The following is a 20,622-nucleotide window of genomic DNA, read 5'->3' on the forward strand; positions in this document are numbered from 1 at the left end:
GCCGTCGGTAGCGCACCGGAACTCACGGTGTCGGAGACGTCCCCGTTCGACCGGGGGTATCGCGCCCGTCCGGAACCCGGACAGCGCCCTCGACAGCGGCGCTGCGGCCGGGTGGACAACGGCCCGGTCACGAACAGATCGCGGACGGGGCGGCGCTTCGTGATCGCGGCATAGTAGGCTCCGCAGACCCCCGCACAATACGCATCGGGAGGTAATCCCGCAGATGTCGTCTAAACGACGGCGGTTCTCCTCGATTCGGACGAGGATCGCCGTGCTGGCCCTGGTGCCGCTCGTGTCGCTGATCGCCCTCTGGGCGTTCGTCACGACGGTCCTGTTCGGCAATGCCAACAGCCTGCTGCAAGGGGGCAAGTTCCAGGACCGGTCGCTGCTGCCCACGCAGCGGCTGATCGTGGAACTCCAGAAGGAGCGCCGCCTCACCCAGGTCTACATCGGCTCCCGCGGCGCGCGCGACCAGGTGGACCTGGCCGCCCAGCGCGACCACACCGACGAGGCCGCCGCCGCCGTCCGGGCCGGCGCCCGCGACAAGGGGCTGCGCGGCAGCGTCGGCACGCAGGCGCTGCGCGCCATCGACGGGCTGGTCGCCAAGACCCAGACGCTGCCCGCGATCCGGCGCTCGGTCGACTCCGGCAACCTCCAGCGCGCCGGCGCACTCACCGACTTCAGCGAGATCATCGACGCGGGCTTCGGGATCTACAACAACGGGACCCCGAGCGGCAACGGCAGCCTCGCCGTGGACGCCCGCACCCTGACCTCCCTCGCCCGCGCCCACGAGTACCTCTCCCGCGAGGACGCCCTGCTCGCCGGGGCCCTCGCCGCCGGCCGGGTCACCGTCGCCGAGCGCGGCGAGTTCGCCCGGCTGAGCGGCGCGCAGCGCACCCTGTACGCCGACACCGCGCCCATGCTCAAGACCGAGGACCGCCTGGAGTGGGCCCAGATCGAGCAGTCGCCGGTGATGTCGCAGCTGCGCGAGATGGAGGACGACGTCGTCCAGAACATCGCGCCGGCGGAGAAGCGGCTGCACCGCCTCCCGCCGGTCGACGACGACGCCTGGCGCTCCGCGTCGGAGATCATGCGGGACCGGCTGTACAAGTTCGAGAACCAGGTGCTCGACCACATCGTCCGGGACGCGCGCGGCGTCGGCATGGGCGTGTTCCTGCGCCTCGGCGTCGCCGGCGGCCTCGGCCTGGTCGCGGTCGTGCTCTCCTCGCTGATCGCCTGGCGGGTCGCGCGGCGGCTGGTCGAGGAGTGCCGCCGGCTGGCGTCCCAGGTGGGCGACTTCGCCCGGGACCGGCTGCCGGTGCTCGCCGAGGCCGCCCGGCGCGGCGAGGCGTTCGACCCCGCCGAGGTGATCGGCGGCGAGGAGAACCGGGACTACAGCATCCGCGAGATCCGGCGCATCTCCCACGCGTTCGTGCGGACCCGCGACGCCGTCCTCACCGCGGCGGCGGGCGAGCTCGCCGCGCGGCGCGGCGTCAACGAGGTGTTCGTCAACCTCGCCCGCCGCAACCAGGCCCTGCTGCACCGCCAGCTCGGCCTGCTCGACACCCTGGAGCGGCGCACCGAGGACCCGGCCGAGCTGGCCGACCTGTTCAAGCTCGACCACCTCGCCACCCGCATGCGGCGGCACGCCGAGGGCCTGGTCATCCTCGCCGGCAAGCACGCCGGGCGCGGCTGGCGCAACCCCGTCCCGCTCGTGGACGTGGTGCGCGGCGCCGTCGCCGAGGTGGAGGACTACCCGCGCGTCCGGGTGCAGCCGCTGCCCCGCGTCTCGGTCGTCGGCTCCGCCGTCACCGACGTGGTGCACCTGCTCGCCGAGATCGTGGAGAACGCCACCGCGTTCTCCCCGCCCGGCGCGCCCGTGCTGGTCACCGGCCACCGCGTCGGGCACGGCCTGGCCGTCGAGGTCGAGGACCGCGGCCTCGGCATGGACGAGGCGGCGCTCGCCGACGCCAACGCCCGGCTCGCCGACCCGCCCGACTTCGACCCCGCCGACAGCGCCCGGCTCGGCCTGGCGATCGTCGGCCGGCTCGCCGCCCGGCACGACGTCAAGGTCACGCTGCGGCAGTCCCCGTACGGCGGGACGACCGCGATCGCGCTGCTGCCGGACGCGCTGCTCGTCGACAACCCGGAACCGGTCGCGATCGCGCGCCGTCCGACCGGCTCGATGACCCCCGCGCCGCTGTCGGAGGGCGCGGGCGGCGGCCGCTCGCTGGCCACGGCCCCGGCCGTCGTCCGGCTGGTCTCCGAGCCGGCCGCGGACGGCGCCCCGGACGGCGCCCCGGCCGCCGGCTCGCCGCCCGAGAACGGGCCGGAGATCCCCGTCGGCCCGGACGGCCTGCCGCGCCGCCGCCGCAAGAGCCCCGACCCGACCGCGTCGGTCCGTCCGGGCCGGTCGCTGACCGGCTCGAACGGTGTGACCGGCGCGAACGGTCTCGCCGGCGCGGACGGCCTTGCGGGTGATCCGAAGCGGACGGCCGTGGACGCCACCCTCACGGGCGACGCGCCGTCCGGCGGTGCCGAGCCGGACACCGGACCCGGCGGGCTGCCCCGCCGCAAGCGGCAGACGCACCTCGCCCCGCAGCTGCGGGACCGCGTGGACGCCCGCCTCGCCGCCCGGGGACGCCCCGCCGCCCAGCCCCGTCCGGACGCGCCGGACGGCGGCTACCCGGCCGAGCCCCACGTCGCCCCCGGCGACCTGGACGCCGCGACGACCGGCCCGCTACCGATCCAGTCCGACGTCCGCGCCTCGACCACGAGCGGCCCCTTCGCCGCCCCCGTGCCCACCGGCCCGGCGGACGGCGAGCGCTCGCCCGAGTCCCTGCGCTCGATGCTCTCGGCGATGCAGGCGGGCTGGCAGCGAGGCCGCGCGGAATCCGCCGAAGGCGAGTCCCCGGCCCCCGCCGACCCGTCCCGACCCGCCGACCCGTCCCGACCCGCCGACCCGTCCCGCACCGTGGAGTCGTCTCGACTCGCGGAGTCGCCTCGACCTGCCGAGCCGTCCCGCCCCGCGGAGTCGTCCCGACCTGCCGGGTCGTCCCGCACCGCGGAGTCGTCTCGGCCCGCCGAGCCGTCTCGACTCGCGGAGTTGTCTCGGTCCGCGGAGTCGTCCCGGTCCGCCGAGGCGGCGTCCGTGGGGCGCTCGGGCGAAGGCGCGGATCGCTCGGACGAGCGGGACTCCGGCTCGGCCGTCCCCTCGGAAACACGCGGCGCTGGCGCCGGACAGGACGCGCCGGAGCCGCCCACGACCCGCACCGCGGGGCCCGACGCGGCGCGCACACCCGCCGCGGGAGGCGACGCGGCGCACACACCCGCCGCTCCCGCAGGTTCCCCGGAACCGACCACTCCGTCCGACCAGGAGGATCAACGTCCATGACACAAGCCCAACAGGCCGGTGGTGCGGCGGCAGGCGAGCTGAACTGGCTGCTCGACAACCTGGTGCAGCGCGTCCCGCAGGTGCAGAACGCGGTGGTGCTGTCCAGCGACGGCCTGCGGATGGCGTCGTCCAGCGGGCTCAGCCGGGAGGAGTCCGAGCACATGTCGGCGGTCGCGGCGAGCTTCCAGAGCCTCGCCCGCGGCGCCGGGGAGACCTTCGGCGGCGGAGCCGTCCGGCAGACCATCGTCGAGATGGAGAACTCCTTCCTGATCATCTCGGCGGCCGGGCACGGCGCGTGCCTGGCCGTGCTCGCGGACGCCGGCGCCGACCTCGGCGTGATCGCCTACGAGATGGCCATGCTGGTCACCCGGGTGGGGCAGCACCTGTCGGCCGACCCGCGCTCGGCCGTCTCGGCCGGACAGCAGGGCGGCGCCTAGCCATGGCGCCGCCCGAGCAGCCGCCCGAGCCCGGCGTGGACGGGACCGGGGGCGACGCGTTCGCGGACGCGGGGGAGCGCCTCGCCGACCCGTCCGGCCCCGGCCCCGGCGGGACGCCCGCCCCGGCCGCGCCGCCCCAGGGCGGCCACGGCTGGTTCGACGAGGCGGCCGGGCCGGTCGTGCGCCCCTACGCGCTGACCGGTGGCCGCACCCAGTACGACGGGCACGACCTGGACATGGTCGCGCTCATCGAGACCGTCCCGGAACCGGGTGAGTCCGAGCAGGTCAGGGGCCTTCGGACCGGCGGGCGCGGCGACGCGCTCGACCCGGAACATGAGATGATCTTGTCGCTTTGCCGCACTCCGTTGTCGGTCGTCGAGATAGCGTCGGACCTGGAACTCCCCCTCGGGGTCGTCCGGGTGCTGCTCGGCGACCTGCTCGACCGCTCGCTGGTCCGGGTCCGCCGCCCCGCACCGGTGGCCCAGTTCCCCGGCGAGCGCGTACTCAAGGAAGTGATTGATGGAATCCGTGCGCTCTGATCCTTCCCCACAGGGCGATTCGGCGCTGACCGTCAAGATCCTCGTCGCCGGGGGCTTCGGTGTCGGCAAGACCACCCTGGTGAGCGCGGTCAGCGAGATCCGGCCGCTGCGCACCGAGGAGGCGCTGACCGAACGCAGCATCGGGATCGACGACACCTCGGCCGTGGCGGGCAAGACGACCACGACGGTGGCGATGGACTTCGGCCGCATCACGCTGCCGAACGGCCTGGTCCTGTTCGTGTTCGGCACGCCCGGCCAGGACCGGTTCTGGTTCATGTGGGACGAGCTCGCCAAGGGCGCGCTCGGCGCGGTCGTGCTGGTGGACACCCGCCGGCTCGCCGACTGCTTCCCGTCGGTGGACTACTTCGAGCGGCGCGGGCTGCCGTTCATCATCGGCGTGAACCAGTTCGACGGCTCCGGCCTGCACACCCCCGACCAGGTCCGGGACGCGCTGGACCTGCCGGCCGACATCCCGGTGATCAACTGCGACGTGCGCGACCGCGAGTCGGCCAAGCAGGTGCTCATCACCCTGGTCGAGCACATCATGCGGTCGATGGTCCGCCGCGACCCGGGCGCGCTCACCCGCTGAGCGCGCCGTCCCGGCCCCGCGCGCACCCCGGCGCGCGGGGTGGTGGACGCATGCCCGAAACCCCCTCGCCGGCGGGGCGGGCGCAGGAGGTCAGGCGCGGAAGTCGGCGAAGTCGAAGCCGGGGGAGACGACGCAGCTGACCAGGACCTCGCGGTCGCCGGACGGGCGCGCGGCCTGCCAGTGGCCCGCCGGGACGAGCGCCTGCGGCACCTGGCCGCCGGTGACGTCCGGGCCGACCACGACCGTCTCCGGCGTGCCGGACGGGGCGTCGCCGTCGCCGCCGAGGACCAGGTCGAGCGGTCCGCCGGAGTGCCACAGCCACAACTCGTCCGAGCGGACGGCGTGCCACATGGACTCCTCGCCGGGCGGCAGCAGGAAGTAGATGCCGGTCGCGCTGCTGCGCGGGCCGGGGTAGCCGTCCGGGGTGAAGGACGGGGACGTCCGCCAGGTCTCGCGGTACCAGCCGCCCTCGGGGTGCGGGAGCAGGTCGAGCGCCTCGGCCGTCGCGGGCCGGTCGAGCAGCGCGGAGTGCCGTCCGTCCGGGCCGCGCCGCAGGTACCGGACGCGCCGGGCGGACGAGGCGTCCACCAGGCCGCGCGGCGGGCCGGGCGCGGTGTCGAGGTCGACCGCGACCACCTGGCCGCCGCCCGCGAACGCGCCGTCGGCGAGTGCGAGCAGGTCGGCGGGGTCGGCGCCGTCCGGCACGTCGGGTCCCCACACCGCGCCGTTCTCGTCCAGGACGAACCTGTCCCCGGAACGGCCGTTCCACGCGTCGAGCGTCGTCAGCAGCACCACGGGAGACGACTGTAGCCCCCCGCCTTCCGCCGAGCCGCGCCCCACCGGGACGGGCGGCGCGCGCGGGTCGATCAACGTGCGGTGTGACGTGCGTTGATCGGATGTTGATCGCGGGCGGGCAGAGTGTGGGACGCACGGTCGAGGACCGCGCCGGGACGACTGCGGGCTCGGGGGAGGCCGCACGGGGGCCGTCCGGTCGCGGCGGGATCGTGCGGACTTGCGCCGGGTGGACGGCCGCGCCTCAGGGGATTCGGCGCGGCCGTCCACCGGCCAGGCCACCCTCGGAACTCCCCTCTCGGAACTCCCACCCCGGAATCTACGGCTCGGAATCCACGGCCCGGAATCCACAGGCTGGAATCCGGACGCGCCGGAAAACCGGTTGCCCTCCGCGCGCGGCGCGGGCATCGTGGGACGGTCAGGCAGCCGAGTGGGGGGAACGGTCCCGAATGCGCCAGGTCCAGGTGATCTCTCAGAGCCGTATCCGGACGAGCGTTCCCAAGGACCTGACCACCCATGACCACCCTGAATCTCGGCGTGCTCGCGCACGTGGACGCGGGGAAGACCAGCCTCACTGAACGACTCCTCTTCGACGCCGGGGCGATCCGCCGGCTCGGCAGCGTGGACGGCGGCGACACCCACACCGACACCGGTGACCTGGAGCGGCGCCGCGGCATCACGATCCGCTCGGCCGTCGCGTCGTTCGCGCTCGGCGGGCTGACCGTCAACCTGGTCGACACGCCCGGCCACACCGACTTCACCGCCGAGGTCGAGCGCGCCCTCGGCGTGCTGGACGCCGCCGTGCTGGTGCTGTCGGCCGTGGAGGGCGTCCAGGCGCGGACCCGCGTGCTGGCCCGCACGCTGCGCCGCCGGAACGTGCCGACGCTGCTGTTCGCCAACAAGATCGACCGGACGGGCGCGCGCGACGCCGAGCTCCTGGCGGCCGTCCGCCGCCGCCTGTTCCCCGGCGCGATCGCGCTGAACTCCGTGCGCGGCGTCGGCACGCGGGACGTCCGGACGGCGCCCCGCGACTTCGCCGACCCGGAATTCCGCGAGGCGGTCGCGGAGGTCCTCGCCGAGCACGACGACGCCCTGCTCGCCGACCTGGTGGACGGTCGCGTGCCAGGTCCCGGCCGCGTCCGCGCCGCGCTGCGCGCCCAGACCGCCGCCGCGCGGGCGACGCCGCTCGTGTTCGGGTCGGCCCTCAACGGCGAGGGCACGCGCGATCTGCTGGACGCGATCGCCGCGTACCTGCCGTCCGCGCGGGGAGACGCGTCCGCTCCGCCGCGCGGGACGGTCTTCGCCCTGGAGCGGAGCGCGACCGGCGAGAAGACCGCCTTGCTGCGGCTCTTCGAGGGTGAACTCCGTCCGCGCGACAAGGTGATCCTGCGCAGTCCCAGCGTGCCGGACCGGGGAGCGCGCGTCACCGGCCTCCGCGTCGGCCGTGGCACCGAACGCTGCGCCGGGCCGGGCGACATCGTGCGCGTGCGCGGGTTGGCCGAGGCACGCGTCGGGGACATCGTCACGACGGCCGAAGGCACGGCCGCGACCGACGACATCGAACCGGAGTTCGGGCGTCCGACGTTGGAGACGATCGTGCGCGCGCACGACGGCGCGGACGCGTCGCGCCTGCGAGCGGCGCTGCTCCGGCTCGCCGAAGAAGACCCGCTGATCGACGTCTCGCCGCTGCCGGACGGGACGACCTCCCTGCGGCTTTACGGAGAGGTCCAGAGGGAGGTCATCGGCGCGACGCTGCGCGAGACGTTCGGCGTGGAGGCGGCGTTCGAGGAGAGCCGGATCGTCCATCTGGAGCGTCCCGCCGGGGTGGGCGAGGCGGTGGAGGACATGGACTGGCGCTGGCGGCGTCCGGACTTCTGGGCGACCATCGGGCTCCGCGTCGAGCCGGGGCCGCCCGGTTCGGGCGTGGTGTTCCGGCGCGAGACCGAACTCGGCGCGCTGCCCGCCGCGTTCGACCGGGCGATCGTGGAGACCGTCCACCTGACCCTGCGGCAGGGGCTGCACGGCTGGCCGGTGACCGACTGCGCGGTGACGCTGACGGCGTCGGGATTCGGCGGGCCGGTCAGCACGGCCGCCGACTTCCGCGGGCTCACGCCGATGGTCCTCATGCGGGCGCTCGCGCAGGCCGGGACGCGCGTGTACGAGCCGTACAGCCGGTTCGAGGCGGAGATCCCGGAGGACGCGCTGAGCGCCGTGACCGCGCGGCTCGCGGCGCTCGGCGCCGACGTCCACGACACCAAGCCCGACCCGGAGGGCTGGCGCGTCGAGGGCGAGCTGCCGACCCGCCGGATCGCCGCGTTCGAGCGGGAGCTGCCGGGCCTGACCGGCGGGGACGGCGTGTGGTGGCCGCGCCCGTCCGGCGACCGGCCGGTTCCCGGGCGTCCTCCGGCGCGTCCGCGCACCGGCCCCGACCCGCGCGACCGCGACGCCTACCTCCGCGCCCTCTGACCGCGAGGACGCGTCATTCCATCTCGGAGAGGCGCGCCGGATCGAACTCGACGGGGAACGGCAGCTCCAGCCGGACCTCCTCGCCCGCGCGGGCGCGGCGGCGCGCCCGGTAGGCGGGACGGTCCGGCGCGCCGTCCAGATGCAGGACGGTCACCGAGGGACGCGGCTCCAGGTCCACGATCCAGTAATGCGCGATGCCGGTGGCGGCGTACTCGGCGACCTTCCGGACGCGGTCGGTGCGCTCGCTGGCCGTGCGCGGCGTGACGATCTCGGCGACGAGCAGCAGGTCGGGGCCGTAGTAGGTGCGCGTGCGGCGCTCCAGCGCGAGCCGGGCGACGTCGCGGTCCACGACGAACGCGTCCGGGCGGCGGATGCCCGCCGAGGTCGCCACCTCCTGCGGCGCGCCCGCCACGTGCACGTCCGCGTTGGCCTGCCGCGCCGCCTCCTTGAGGATCCTGCGGAGCTGCTCGGCCGCGTTGTCGTGCCACAGGTCGCCGGGCAGCTCGTGCAGCCAGCCGTCGGCGAGCTCGTGGCGGCGGCCCTCCTCGGGCAGCTCCTCCAGGTCGTAGAGCGTGTAGGGGCCGTGCGGATGGCCCGCGCCCGCGGTCATGACCGCCCGGGCCGGTGCCGGGTCCGCGGCCGGCGGCGGAGCCGGCGCCGGGGACGAGTGATCATCATCTCGCCGAGCGTAGTGGACCGTTCCCATCGGTCCGGGGAGACGCGGCCGGACGAACCTCTCGAAAGTCGAGGAAATTTGAGTTAAGATACATCGCGATTTGGAAGGAGCCTCCCATGAGCGTCGAGCCGTCGAACACGGCCGCCCGCGCGGACGACGGCACCGCCGTCGCGTCCGCGGGCGGGATGCGGGCGTCCGACCGGGACCGGGACCGGGCCCTCGTCCGGCTGCACAGCGCGTTCGCCGAAGGCAGGCTGACCGAGCCCGAACTGGACGAGCGCATCGAGCGGGCCCTGGCCGCGCGCACGATGGCCGACCTCACGAGCCTGTCCGCCGACCTGCCGGACCCGGGGACGGCGCACGCCGCGCCCGTCGGGACGTCCGGCAAGAGCGGTTTCGGCGGGCGGTTCCAGCTCGCCTACAAGAGCGGCATCCGGCGCGGCGGGCGCTGGCGGCTGCCCGAGAGCCACACGTCCGTCGTCTACAAGGGCACCGCGCTCATCGACCTGCGCAACGCCGAGTTCGAGTCGGCGGAGACGGTGCTGCGCGTGCTCGCCTACAAGTCGAACGTGACGGTCATCGTCCCGAAGGGCGTCCGGGTGGACGCGGGCGGGCTGGGCGTCTCGGCCGAGGTGCACGCCGATCCCACGCCGGACGCGCCGCTGATCCGCCTCAAGGGACTCGCCTACAAGGGCGCCATCGACATCACCGACCAGCAGCGCGAGCCCGAGCCGCGCCGCCTGCCGTCCTTCCACCGGTACGGCCACCACGGCCACCACGGCCACGCCTGACGGACGGCACCACCGGCGGACGGCGCGCCTGGCAGGCGCCATGCCTGGCAGGCGCCATGCCTGACGGGTGGCACGCCTGACGGTTGGCGTGAAGAAGCCCGCCGTCCGGGCGCGGACGGCGGGCATCGGTCGGTCGGTCGGGGGTCTCGGTCAGCCGTTGCAGCCGCAGGAGCAACCCTTCGGGCAGGAGCAACCGCCACCGTGTCCGCAACTGCATCCACCACTCGTCATGTCTCGGAACGTACCCTCCTCGTCGCGGTGGGGATAGTGGCCGGAGCGGGGAGGGAACTCTGGCCCTCCCGTCACATCGCCCGACGTCAGCCGTGGATGTGCAGGTCCGCGCCGAGCAGCACCAGGAACCAGAGCAGGATCGCCAGCAGCGCGCTCGCGACGCGGCGCAGCAGGTCGCTGGTCAGGTAGCCCCGGTTCCAGGCCACGAACACCCCGACCACCAGGTAGAGCGCCCCCAGCAGTCCGATGTGGGGCCGGATTCGGTACGCCATCGCGGCGGCCTCCTTCCGTGGTGACGGCGGACGCCGTCGCCTCACGGCTGCCCCGGCCGGTCGGCCGCGAAACGGCGACCGGATTGGGTGTCCGGCCCCCGGACGAGTTTCGGCCCCGGCCAAATCCCGACCAGGACACCGACCGTACGTCAGGGGACGGCGGGAATCGGGGCGCGGAGCCAGGGCGCGGAATCGGGGGCGCGGGGTCAGGGCGCGGGGAGCGGGGCGTCCGGACGCTCGGCGGGACCGCCCGGCTGGGCGACCGGGTCGGACGCCGGTTTCGCGGGCGGCGCGAGGGTGATGCGCACGAGCGACGGGTCGTGGTCGCCGGCGCGGTCGGCGAACTCCGACGCGCGGTGGACGATCTGGTACCGGTGCGGGCGCTTGGCGAGGGCGGGGCTGAGCAGGATGTGGTCCAGGTCCTCGGCGGCGCCGCCGGAGTCGGCGGTGTACCGGTCGCGCGGGGCCAGCTCGGACGACAGGTCGCGCAGGCCGACGTCCGGGGCGGTGAGGGCGCGCAGCGCGGGCGAGCCGTCGCCGGTGCCGAGGTTGCCGGTGACGATCACGTCGGCGTCGGGCGCGGCGCGGCGGACCGTCCGGACGAAGTCGGCGACGACCTTCGCCTGCGCCTCGCGCCGCGCCTCGCTCGGCCGGTCGAGCGGCTGGCGGCGGCCGTAGGCGATCGGGTCGGCGGACGTCCGCCCGTACCAGTGGTTCGCGACGACGACGATCCGCCGTCCGCGCCAGGTCAGCTCGCCCGCGAGCGGCTTGCGGGTCTCGGCCCACGCGGGGTCGGACGGCGCGACGCGGCCGGGGCTGAGGGTGAGCCGCGCGCCGCCCCGGCCGTCCGGCTGGACGTGCGTCGGCGCGACGGCCAGGTCCGGGACGCCGGGCGCGCCCAGATCGGACGATCCGGACGGACGGTCCGCGAACGCCAGCCCGCGGTCGGACCGGAACAGGAAGCCGATGCGTCCGTTCCCGCCGCGCTCGCCGCCGTCGGCGTTGTCGTGCGGGGCGACCGAGCGCCACTCGTAGGCCGGTCCGCCCGCCGCGCTGATCGCGGTGATCAGCTCCGAGACGGTCTGGTCGGCGGCGACCGTGCCGTCGTCGGCCGCGCCGGAGTTGTCCTCGACGCCGGTCACCGTGACGAGGTCGGGCGAGGCCAGGCCGTGCACCAGGTCGTCGGCGAGCTGGCCGATCCGGTCGGACGGCGTGTCCGGGCTGATGCCCTCCAGGTTGAGCGTGCCGACCGACAGCTCGTCCTGCCCGGCCGGGGGCGCGGCCTGCGGCTTCAGGCCGCCGTTCGCGCGCGCCGGCGTGGCGGTGGGCAGCAGGACGAACCCGGCCGCGGTGTAGTCGAGGACGCCGTCCACCGGGCCGGGCAGGCGGTCGCCCACGTCGGCGGACGGCAGCGGCGCGAGCGCGTCGCTCAGGACGATCCGCGCCGGGTCGGGCAGCCCGCCGGGGCCCGCGAGCGATCCGCCGCGCCGCGTCCGGTCGCCCGCGCCCGCGCCGCTGTTGCCCGCGCCGTCCGCGCCCGCGCCGCTGGTGCCCGCGCCGCTGGTGCCCGCGCCGCTCGTGCCCGGGCCGCTCGTGCCCGCGCCGCTCGTGCCCGCGCCGCTCGTGCCCGCGCCGCCCGCGGGCAGGACGGGCAGCGCGCCGTCCCGCGTCGGGCCGACGACGACGGCGTTCTCGACGCGGACGCGCATCCCCTCCAGCGAGGAGTAGAACGCGAGCGGGTCGGACTTCGGGTCGAACGTCCGGTCCGTCTCCGCGTCGCGCGGGACGGCCGGGAAGGACGCCGGGGCCCTGCGCCCCTTCGGCCCGCCGAGCACGACCGGCGGCGGAAGCGGCTGGTCGTGCGAGGACACGACGGTCTCGGTCGCGTCGATCTCGGTGCGGCTCAGGTTGGACGACCCGGACCCGCCGGGCCGGAACTCGCTGACCCGCCCGCTCACGCGCACCGCGTCGCCCGGACGGACCTGCGGCCGGGTACGGGTGAAGACGAAGATCCCGGAAGAGCCGGTGCCGGTTCCGGCGGGGGCCGGGTCCTGCATCCAGAAGCCGCCGTCGGTGACGGCCGTGGCGACGCCGCCGACGCCGGTGACGTCGCGTCCGTTGAGCGGGGAGACGTGCCCCGCGCCCTGCACGTCCCGGACGCGCGCGCTCACCGGCGCGCCGCCGGGATCAGCGGGCGCGACCGCGCCGGCGAGTGCGACCGCGCCGGCGGGCGCGGCGGCGAGCGGTACCGCGAGCACGGCCCCGGCGAGGCTCGCCGCGGCCCGTCCGATAGGCGCTGACCTGGTCAATCATCGCTCCACACGGGTTCCCCTCCGACCGACCGTGCCAGCATGGCACGCCGTCCGAGCGGCACGGTAGCCGTCGCGCGGAACTCTCAGCGGACTTCAAGTTCCCGGACGATTCCGGCCCGTCCGTAAAACGCCCCTCGACCGGCGAAACACCCCGCGCACGCGGACGCACGCCCCGCCGGGCAGGAACCGGTCGAAGCGTGCGTCTCGCACGATAGCGGGCGGGCCGCTCGCGCAGCGCGACCCGCCGGATCGTGACCTTCCGGATGACTCGGTCGAACAGCGCAACCTGCCGGACGGCTCGGTCGAACAGCGCAACCTGCCGGACGGCTCAGTCGAACAGGACGACCTGCCGAATGACGTCGCCCTGCTCCAGGGCGCGGACGGCGTCGTTCAGGTCCTCGAACCGGATCCGGCGGCTGATCAGGCCGTCCAGGTCGAGCTTCCCGGCCCGCCACAGGTCCACGAACAGCGGCACGTCGCGCTTGAGGTCGCTGCCGCCGTAGAGCGACGCCTTGACGTTCTTGCCCTCGAACAGCAGCGAGAACGCCGACATCTCCCAGTTGTCGTCGGCCGCGCCCGCGCCGACCACGATCACGTCGCCGCCGCGCCGGGTGAGGTTCCACGCCGTGGTGATCGCGGCGGACTTCCCGACCACCTCGAAGACCTGGTCGAAGCCCTGGCCGAGGGTGAGCAGGCCCTTGGTCTCCTCCAGCTTCTCCAGGGTGGCGGTGTGCGTCGCGCCGAACTGCTTGGCGGCCGGGTGCTTGGCCTCGTTCGGGTCGACCGCGAGGATCGTCGAGGCGCCGCAGATCCGGGCGCCCTGGATGACCGACAGCCCGACGCCGCCCGCGCCGACCACCGCGATCTTCGAGCCCGGCCGCACCTTCGCGGTGTTGAACGCCGCGCCGACGCCGGTCGGGATGCCGCAGCCGAGCAGCGCGGCGTACTCGAACGGGACGTCCTCGGCGATCTTGATGACGCCCTGGCTCGGCATCACCAGCTCCTCGGCCCAGGTGCCCGCGCCCGCCATGCCGAACGCCGGGGTGCCGTCGCCGAGCCTGAACCGCGGCTCGGAGAACGCCTGCCCGATGAAGCCCATGCACAGGTAGGGCTCGCCGCGCAGGCACTCGGGGCAGACCCCGCAGTCCGGCGTCCAGTTGACGACCACGTGATCGCCCACCTGGACGTTCGTCACGTGGTCGCCGACCGCCTCGACCACGCCCGCGCCCTCGTGGCCGATCACCGCGGGCGGGACCGACGGGAGCACGCCGGACATCGTGGACAGGTCCGAGTGGCAGACCCCGGTCGCCCTGATGCGGATCTTCACCTGGTCGGGACCCGGATCGACGGTCGTCACGTCGTCGCGCAGGTCCAGTTCCTTGTCGCCGACCGCGTGCAGTACCGCGGCACGTGCCATGAGACGCCTCCACAGTGAGGACGGACGCCGGCCCGTGCGCGGGCGCGGCGTCCCGATGGGGTGGGTTGGATGTGGCGTTCGAGAAAGGATCGGCGTGCGAGAACGGACGGCGTGCGACGGGACGGCCGGGCCGCGGGCCTCTGGCTTCGGCTCGGCGTCCCTACTCCTCCAGGCTCAGCGCCGCCTTCGGGCAGGACCGCACCGCGTGCCGGACCTTGTCCTGGAGCGCCGCCGGAACCTCCTCCTGGAGGATGACCAGCTCGTCGTCGTCGGTGAGATCGAAGACCTCCTCGGCGATGCCGACGCAGACGGCGTTGGCCTCACACACCAGCGGGTCGACTTTCACTCTCATCGCCTTCTCCGTTCACTTGCCGGTGAGCGCGCGGAGGGCCCAACATACCGATCGCGGTTCGGCGGGGGCCATGGGTCGGCGGCCCGCCGCGCTCGCCCACGCAGAAAGTAGAACACGTTTCAGTCTGGTGTCACAAGACCTCGGCCGACCGGATAAAGTGCGCGGCGGAGGAGATCAATGAGCGACACGACGGCGTCCACCCCCGCGGGGACGACCACAGCCCATGCCGACCCGTCGGCGCAGCCCCGGCCGCCGCAACCGGCCGACGTCCCGGACATGCCCGCCCACCTGCTGCGGATCGCCCGCGCGGCCAAGGGCTTCATGCCGGACGACGAGGGCCGCGCCCTGTACGAGACCGCCTTCGTCTACGGCTCGAAGTTCGGCGCGGACGCCCCGCTGCTGGAGATCGGCTCCTACTGCGGGAAGTCGGCCGTCTACTTCGGCGCCGCCGCCGGGCGAACCGGTTCCACGGTCGTCACCGTGGACCACCACCACGGCTCGGAGGAGAACCAGGCGGGCTGGGAGTACCACGACCCGTCCCTGGTCGACCCCTGCACCGGCCGCATGGACACCCTGCCGAGCTTCCGCAAGACGATCGCCGCCGCCGACCTGGAGGACGTCGTCGTCGCCGTCGTCGGGACGTCCAGGACCGTCGCGCGGTTCTGGCGCACCCCGCTCGCGCTGCTGTTCATCGACGGCGGCCACGCCGAGGACCTCGCGCAGGCCGACTACAGCGACTGGGCGCACCACGTCGCCCCGGGCGGCGCGCTCGCGATCCACGACGTCTTCCCCGATCCGGCGGACGGCGGCCAGGCCCCCTACCACGTCTACCTGCGCGCGATCGAGTCCGGCGACTTCGAGGAGCGCCGCGTCGTCGGATCCCTGCGCATCCTGGAACGCCGCCCCTGACCGTCCTGAGCGCACCCGACCGCCCCTGACGGCGTCTGAACGCTCCCACCGGCCTCCGAGCGTTCCCCGACCTCGCCGAGCCGCAAAGGCTCACCAGGCCGCGCCCGGGCGGCTCCCAGCCGCACCGGGCGCCCCTGGCGCACACCGCGCGCTCCAGGCGCACCGGGCGCTCCCGCCCCGGCCGGTGCCGCCGCCTCCAAAGAAGGCTCCCGGCCGCACCGTGGCGCTGCTGGCCGTACCTGGCGCTCCTGGTCGCACCGGGGCGCTTCCGGCCACACCGGACGCTGCTGGCGCATACGAGGCGCTCCCGGCGCACACCGGGCGCTTCTGGCACACCGGGCGCTTCTGGCGCACTGGGCGCTTTAGGCGCGGCGGGGCGCTCCTGGCGCGGCGGGGCGCTCTCGCGCCGGCCGGCGGCGGCGCATCTGAAGAAGGCTCCCGCGCGATCGCGCGGGAGCCTTCTCTGTAACGGGTTCTAGCGGGAGCCGGGTGCGGTCAGCGCCGGGTCCGGACGGGGTTGGCGAGCTGCCGCGGCACCCCGACCGCGCAGCCGCACGCCGCCGGGTCGGACGGCGCGGACGGCCCCAGCGGACGGCCCGCGATCTCCTTGAACAGGCGCGCGCCGGGTGAGGCGTCGGCCAGCACGTCGGCGGCGAGGATCACGGCCGCCGCCGTGTAGGTGGAGCGGTCGCCGGGGAAGTGCCGCCGGTTCTCGAACTGCCAGCCCGTCCAGTACGAGCCGTCCTCGTGCCGCAGGTGCTGGACGGTCGCGAACAGCTCCAGCGCGCGGTCGCGGTCGCCCGCGGCGTCCAGGGCCATGACCAGCTCGCAGGACTCGGCGGCCGTGACCCACGGCTGGTCGGAGACGCAGCGGCAGCCCAGGCCGTCCACGACGAAGGCGTCCCACTGCGAGGCGAGCCGCGCCGCGGCGGCCTCGCCGCGCACCGGGCCCGCGAGGACGGGGTAGTACCAGTCCATCGACCAGCGGGACTTGTCGGCGAACGCCTCCGGATGGGCGGCGACGACGTGGCCGAGCTGGTCGGCGGCGAGCTCCCACTCCGGCTGCGGCTCGCCGAGCCGCTCGGCGAGCGCGACCGCGCAGCGCAGCGACTGGTAGATCGACGAGCAGCCGGTCAGCAGCGCCTCGCCGGCGACCGAGCCGTCCTCGTGCCGGATCCACATGATCTCGCCGCGCCGGGTGCGCAGCCCGAGCGTGAAGTCGACGGCGCGGCGCACCACCGGCCACATCTCGCGGGCGAACACCTCGTCCCCGGTGACGAGCAGCTCGTGCCAGACGCCGACCGCGACGTAGGCGGCGTGGTTGGACTCGCCGCCCGGCTCGGTGACCTCGCCGAGCACCCACTTCGCGGGCCACGAGCCGTCCGGGCGCTGCACGGACGCCAGCCACGCGTACGCGCGCCGGGCGTGCTCGCCGAGGCCCGCGACGGTCAGCGCCATCGCGGCCTCGACGTGGTTCCAGGCGTCCACGTGGCCGGGCACGCCGTCCAGCGGGGCGAACCAGGGGATCGCCCCGGACGGCTCCTGCTGGCGGGCGATGCTCTCGGCGGTCGCGACGATGTCGGCCGAGGTCACGACGCCGGCGACGGACGGCGGCGCGACCTCAGAGCGCATCCGCCGGCTCCCTGTCCGCCGGACGGCCGGACGGCGCGGACGGCCGCGCGGGCTTGGTCACGTACACCACGACGCTCTTGCCGATCACCGGGTTCAGCGCCTTCTCCGCCAGCCGGGTGGCGAGCGGACGCTTCATGATGTCCCAGACCAGCACCTGGTGGTACGCCTTGGCGAGCGGGTTGCCGTCGTTGTTCACGCCGACCGCGCACTTGATCCACCAGTACGGCGAGTGCAGTCCGTGCGCGTGGTGGTGGCCGTCCACCCGGAAGCCGGTGGACTTCAGCTTCGCCTCCAGCTCCGCGCGCGTGTAGATGCGCACGTGCCCGCCGGGGGCGGTGTGGTAGTCCTCCGACAGCGCCCAGCACAGCCGCTCGGGCAGCCAGGACGGCACGGTCACCGCGAGCTGCCCGCCGGGCTTCAGCACGCGCAGCAGCTCGCGCATCGCCCGCATGTCGTCGGGGATGTGCTCCAGCACCTCGGACGCGACGATCTTGTCGAAGTGGTCGTCCGGGAACGGCATCGTCAGCGCGTCGCCCTGGACGGTCTCGGCGGACGCGTCCTCGGGGACCTCGCCCTCCAGCCGCATCGCGCCGAACATCTTCTCGACGCCCGCGAGCTCCTCGGCGTCGAGGTCGAAGGCCACGACGTGCGCACCCCTGCGGTACAGCTCGAAGGCATGCCGTCCGGCGCCGCACCCCATGTCGAGGACGCGCTCTCCGGGGGTGACGCGGAACCGCTGGAAATCCACGGTCAGCAGGGTCGTGCTCCTTCCGTACTGGGGACCTCCCCGGGGGCCGGTCCCGCATCCGTACCCGCGCGGCGGCCCGCGTGGGGCGCCGCCGCCGCTCGGGGCCGCCGCTACTTCCGCGCGGCTTTCCGCAGGTACTCGCGCTGGGTGATCGCCTCGCGGTAGTGGCCCACGGTGGCCTGCGCCACCGCCCGCCACGCGAACCGCTCGCGGACCCGCGCGAGTCCCGCCTCGCTCCACCTCGCCCGCTCCTCGGGGGAGTCGTGCAGGCGGCGCAGGACGGCTGCGAGTTCCTCAACATCACCGGGCTCGACGAGGATCCCGGCGTCGCCGACCACTTCGGGCAGCGCGCCCGCGCGGCTGGCGACCAGCGGCGTGCCGGACGCCATGTGCTCCACCGCGGGCAGCGAGAAGCCCTCGTACCGGGACGGCACGACCGCGACCTCGGCGGACGCCAGCAGCTCGCCGAGCTCGTCGTCGCTGATCCCGGAGACGAACCGCACCCGGTCGCCGAGCGCGAGCTCCTTCACGAGCTTCTCGGTCGGGCCGCCCTCCTTCGGGCGGGACACGACGACGACGTGCACGTCCCGCTCGGTGGCGACCTTGGCGACCGCGCGCAGCAGCACGTCCACGCCCTTGATCGGGGCGTCCGCGCTGGCCATCGCGACGATCCGGCCGGGCACGCGCTCGCCGCGCGGGTGGAACACCGAGGTGTCCACGCCGAGCGGCAGGATCTCGATGTCGCGCGGGTCGACCTTGAAGTCCCGGACGATGTCGATCTTGGACGACTCCGACACCGTGAGCACCGTGCCGATCCGCCGCGCGACCTGCGCCTGCATCGCCACGAACCCGTACCAGCGGCGCTTGCCGAGCTTGGCCTTCCAGTCCTGGGCGGCGTCCAGCTCGATCTGCCGGTCCACGCTGATCGGGTGGTGGATGCTCGTCACCAGCGGCAGCCCCAGCCGGGAGATGCCGAGGTTGCCGACGCCGAGCACCTGGTTGTCGTGCGCGACGTCGAAGTCGCGCCGCCGCCTCCTCAGCTCGCGCAGCACGCGGATGCTGAAGGTCAGCGGCTCGGGGAACCCGCCGGTGCGCATGTGCGCGAACTCCAGGACGTCGACCCAGTCCCGGAACTCCTCGCGCTTCGGCGTGCGGAACGGGTCCTCGTCCCGGTACAGGTCCAGGCTCGGCACCTTCGTCAGCACGATCTCGTCGCGGTCCAGCTCCGGATAGGGCTGCCCGGACAGGATCTCCACCGAGTGCCCGAGGTCCACCAGCTCCCGGCTCAGATGCCGGAGGTAGACGCCCTGGCCGCCGCAGTGCGGCTTGCTCCGGTACGACAGCAGCGCCACGCGCAGCGGCCGCTCATCGGCCCCGGACCCCGCCTCAGTCACGACCGCCCCAGCCCACGCGTCACTCCTGTCCGTCGGATGGACGCCGGGACCGTCGGCCGCACCGGCATCGCGAACGCCTCGTCAAACCAGACCGTTGAAACTAGACCTTAGCCTCCGCACGTTACCGGAGAGTTCAATACTGGGCATCGCGTCCAAAAGTGTTTCGAAAAGCACATGAAGTTCCAGGCGGGAGCGGGTTGCGCGCGGCTCCCTCCGCACCCGCCGCGCGCGTCCCTCCCACCAGCCCCACGACTCCCCGCGCCTCACCGCGCGGTCGCTCCGCCCTCACCGCGCGGTTGCTCCGCCCTCACCGCGCGGTCGCTCCAGGTCTCGCCGCGCGGTCGCTCCGGGTCTCGCCGCGCGGTTGCTCCGGGTCTCTCGGACGGCGTCCCGGTCAGCGGGGCGACGGGGTGAAGCGGACCGGCATGTCCTTGGTGCCGTTGACGAAGTTGGAGCGCAGCCGGCGCGCCGGTCCGGCGGGCCGGATGTCCGGCATCCGGGCCGACACCGTCTCGAAGATCATCTTCAGGTTCATCCGGGCCAGGTGCGTGCCCAGGCAGAAGTGCGGCCCGCCGCCGCCGAACCCGAGCTGCGGGTTCGGGTCGCGGGTGACGTCGAACCGGAACGGGTCCTCGAACACCCGCTCGTCGCGGTTGGCCGACCCGTAGAACAGCACGACCTTGTCCCCGGCGCGGATGCGCTTGCCGCCGAGCTCGGTGTCCTGGGTGGCCGTCCGGCGGAACTGGTTGATCGGGCTCACCCAGCGGACGATCTCCTCGACCGCCGTCGGCAGCACCGCCGGGTTCGCCTTGAGCAGCTCCCACTGGTCGGGGTGCTCGAACAGGGCCTGCATGCCGCCCGCCGTGGCCGTCCGCGTGGTCTCGTTGCCCGCGATCGACAGCATCAGGACGAACAGCTGGAACTCCTCGACGGTCAGCGTGTTGCCGTCCGCGTCCGGCTGGACGAGCTTGGTCGCGATGTCGTCGCCGGGCTCGCGGATGCGGCGTTCCCGCAGTTCCGACGCCCACTCCATGAACTCGGCCGCGCACGCGATCGACTCGCTCTTGTCCCCGATGAACTCGGGGTCGTTGAACGCGACCAGCGTGTTCGACCAGTTGAAGATCTTCTCCCGGTCCGCCAGCGGCGCGCCGAGGATCTCGCAGATCGTGTAGAGCGGCAGCGGCGCGGCGAAGTGCTCGACGAAGTCGCACTCGCCGAGCGGCGCCGCCGCGTCGATCAGCTCGTTGCAGATGGCGCGGATGTGGCCCTCGAGCTTCTTGATCATGCGGGGCGTGAAGCCCTTGTTCACCATGGACCGCAGCCGGGTGTGGTCGGGCGGGTCCTGGAACAGCATCATCTGCCCGTACAGGGCGATCTCGTCGTCGGTGAACTCCTCGAACATCGCCGTCCGGGTGTGCGAGGAGAACAGCTCGGGGTGCCGCGACACCCACGTCACGTCCTCGTGCCGCGTCACGGCCCAGAAGCCCGGCACGGACGGGTTGGGGTCGGCGTGCCAGTGCACCGGGTCGTGGTCGCGCAGCCACCGGAACTGCTCGTGCGGGATGCCGCCCGCTTCGTACACGCCGGGGTCGATGACGTCGATGACGGGCGGGTCGATCGTGCCGATCTCAGAGGGCATGGAGAGATCCTTCGCCGGGGTGGGAGGGCAGG

The 20,622-nt window shown here is 74.2% G+C and carries 17 protein-coding genes; 7 read left to right on the top strand and 10 right to left on the bottom strand.

All coding sequences use genetic code 11. The features are described 5' to 3' along the window. Nucleotides 1–271: 271 nt before the first annotated feature. From ACFPCY_RS01390 to ACFPCY_RS01405, 4 genes are all read left to right on the top strand, one after another. Nucleotides 272–3,394, top strand: coding sequence for a sensor histidine kinase (locus tag ACFPCY_RS01390; protein WP_378251690.1), 3,123 nt, complete (start codon nt 272–274; stop codon nt 3,392–3,394). Continuing rightward, entirely contained in the window at nt 3,391–3,831 is a 441-nt protein-coding gene (locus ACFPCY_RS01395; RefSeq protein WP_378251691.1) for a roadblock/LC7 domain-containing protein, read from the top strand. The genes ACFPCY_RS01390 and ACFPCY_RS01395 overlap by 4 nt, the downstream gene beginning before the upstream one ends. Before the next feature lie 179 nt (nt 3,832–4,010). After that, nucleotides 4,011–4,370, top strand: coding sequence for a DUF742 domain-containing protein (locus ACFPCY_RS01400; protein WP_378252549.1), 360 nt, complete (start codon nt 4,011–4,013; stop codon nt 4,368–4,370). Further along, on the top strand, nt 4,351–4,959 hold the full coding sequence (locus ACFPCY_RS01405) for a GTP-binding protein (protein ID WP_378251692.1): 609 nt from the start codon (nt 4,351–4,353) through the stop codon (nt 4,957–4,959). The genes ACFPCY_RS01400 and ACFPCY_RS01405 overlap by 20 nt, the downstream gene beginning before the upstream one ends. Before the next feature lie 90 nt (nt 4,960–5,049). Here ACFPCY_RS01405 and ACFPCY_RS01410 read toward each other — a convergent pair whose 3' ends face one another. Continuing rightward, on the bottom strand, nt 5,050–5,754 hold the full coding sequence (locus ACFPCY_RS01410; RefSeq protein ID WP_378251693.1) for a cupin domain-containing protein: 705 nt from the start codon (nt 5,752–5,754) through the stop codon (nt 5,050–5,052). A gap of 513 nt (nt 5,755–6,267) precedes the next feature. On the opposite strand from ACFPCY_RS01410, the gene ACFPCY_RS01415 reads away from it, so the two are divergent. Next, nucleotides 6,268–8,217, top strand: a complete 1,950-nt coding sequence (locus ACFPCY_RS01415; RefSeq protein WP_378251694.1) for a GTP-binding protein — start codon at nt 6,268–6,270, stop codon at nt 8,215–8,217. A 13-nt stretch (nt 8,218–8,230) separates the two neighbouring features. On the opposite strand, the gene ACFPCY_RS01420 is transcribed toward ACFPCY_RS01415, so the two are convergent. After that, nucleotides 8,231–8,827 (bottom strand): Uma2 family endonuclease, encoded by a 597-nt coding sequence (locus tag ACFPCY_RS01420; protein ID WP_378251695.1) that lies wholly within the window; start codon nt 8,825–8,827, stop codon nt 8,231–8,233. A 182-nt stretch (nt 8,828–9,009) separates the two neighbouring features. Here ACFPCY_RS01420 and ACFPCY_RS01425 point away from each other — a divergent pair, with 182 nt between their 5' ends. Further along, the gene (locus ACFPCY_RS01425) at nt 9,010–9,684 is read left to right on the top strand and encodes a DUF1707 SHOCT-like domain-containing protein (RefSeq protein WP_378251696.1); all 675 of its coding nucleotides are present in this window, start codon (nt 9,010–9,012) and stop codon (nt 9,682–9,684) included. A gap of 317 nt (nt 9,685–10,001) precedes the next feature. On the opposite strand, the gene ACFPCY_RS01430 is transcribed toward ACFPCY_RS01425, so the two are convergent. The 4 genes from ACFPCY_RS01430 to ACFPCY_RS01445 all read right to left on the bottom strand — a co-directional run bounded on the left by ACFPCY_RS01430 (nt 10,002) and on the right by ACFPCY_RS01445 (nt 14,268). Then, nucleotides 10,002–10,187 (bottom strand): hypothetical protein, encoded by a 186-nt coding sequence (locus ACFPCY_RS01430; RefSeq protein ID WP_378251697.1) that lies wholly within the window; start codon nt 10,185–10,187, stop codon nt 10,002–10,004. 206 nt (nt 10,188–10,393) lie between these two features. Then, a complete protein-coding gene (locus ACFPCY_RS01435) occupies nt 10,394–12,496 on the bottom strand; it encodes an endonuclease/exonuclease/phosphatase (protein WP_378251698.1) in 2,103 nt (700 codons plus the stop codon). A 331-nt stretch (nt 12,497–12,827) separates the two neighbouring features. Then, nucleotides 12,828–13,916 (bottom strand): Zn-dependent alcohol dehydrogenase, encoded by a 1,089-nt coding sequence (locus tag ACFPCY_RS01440; protein WP_378251699.1) that lies wholly within the window; start codon nt 13,914–13,916, stop codon nt 12,828–12,830. A gap of 160 nt (nt 13,917–14,076) precedes the next feature. After that, the gene (locus tag ACFPCY_RS01445; protein WP_378251700.1) at nt 14,077–14,268 is read right to left on the bottom strand and encodes a ferredoxin; all 192 of its coding nucleotides are present in this window, start codon (nt 14,266–14,268) and stop codon (nt 14,077–14,079) included. Nucleotides 14,269–14,544: 276 nt separating this feature from the next. On the opposite strand from ACFPCY_RS01445, the gene ACFPCY_RS01450 reads away from it, so the two are divergent. Further along, on the top strand, nt 14,545–15,177 hold the full coding sequence (locus ACFPCY_RS01450; protein WP_378252550.1) for a class I SAM-dependent methyltransferase: 633 nt from the start codon (nt 14,545–14,547) through the stop codon (nt 15,175–15,177). A 495-nt stretch (nt 15,178–15,672) separates the two neighbouring features. On the opposite strand, the gene ACFPCY_RS01455 is transcribed toward ACFPCY_RS01450, so the two are convergent. The 4 genes from ACFPCY_RS01455 to ACFPCY_RS01470 all read right to left on the bottom strand — a co-directional run bounded on the left by ACFPCY_RS01455 (nt 15,673) and on the right by ACFPCY_RS01470 (nt 20,590). Further along, nucleotides 15,673–16,809, bottom strand: a complete 1,137-nt coding sequence (locus ACFPCY_RS01455) for a prenyltransferase (protein ID WP_378251701.1) — start codon at nt 16,807–16,809, stop codon at nt 15,673–15,675. Beyond that, entirely contained in the window at nt 16,799–17,566 is a 768-nt protein-coding gene (locus tag ACFPCY_RS01460) for a class I SAM-dependent methyltransferase (protein WP_378252552.1), read from the bottom strand. The genes ACFPCY_RS01455 and ACFPCY_RS01460 overlap by 11 nt, the downstream gene beginning before the upstream one ends. Before the next feature lie 101 nt (nt 17,567–17,667). Further along, nucleotides 17,668–18,951, bottom strand: coding sequence for a glycosyltransferase family 4 protein (locus ACFPCY_RS01465; protein ID WP_378251702.1), 1,284 nt, complete (start codon nt 18,949–18,951; stop codon nt 17,668–17,670). 394 nt (nt 18,952–19,345) lie between these two features. Next, on the bottom strand, nt 19,346–20,590 hold the full coding sequence (locus ACFPCY_RS01470) for a cytochrome P450 (protein ID WP_378251703.1): 1,245 nt from the start codon (nt 20,588–20,590) through the stop codon (nt 19,346–19,348). Between the last annotated feature and the right edge of the window lie 32 nt (nt 20,591–20,622).

The organism is Actinomadura gamaensis (assembly GCF_042652125.1).
Taxonomy (GTDB): domain Bacteria; phylum Actinomycetota; class Actinomycetes; order Streptosporangiales; family Streptosporangiaceae; genus Spirillospora; species Spirillospora gamaensis.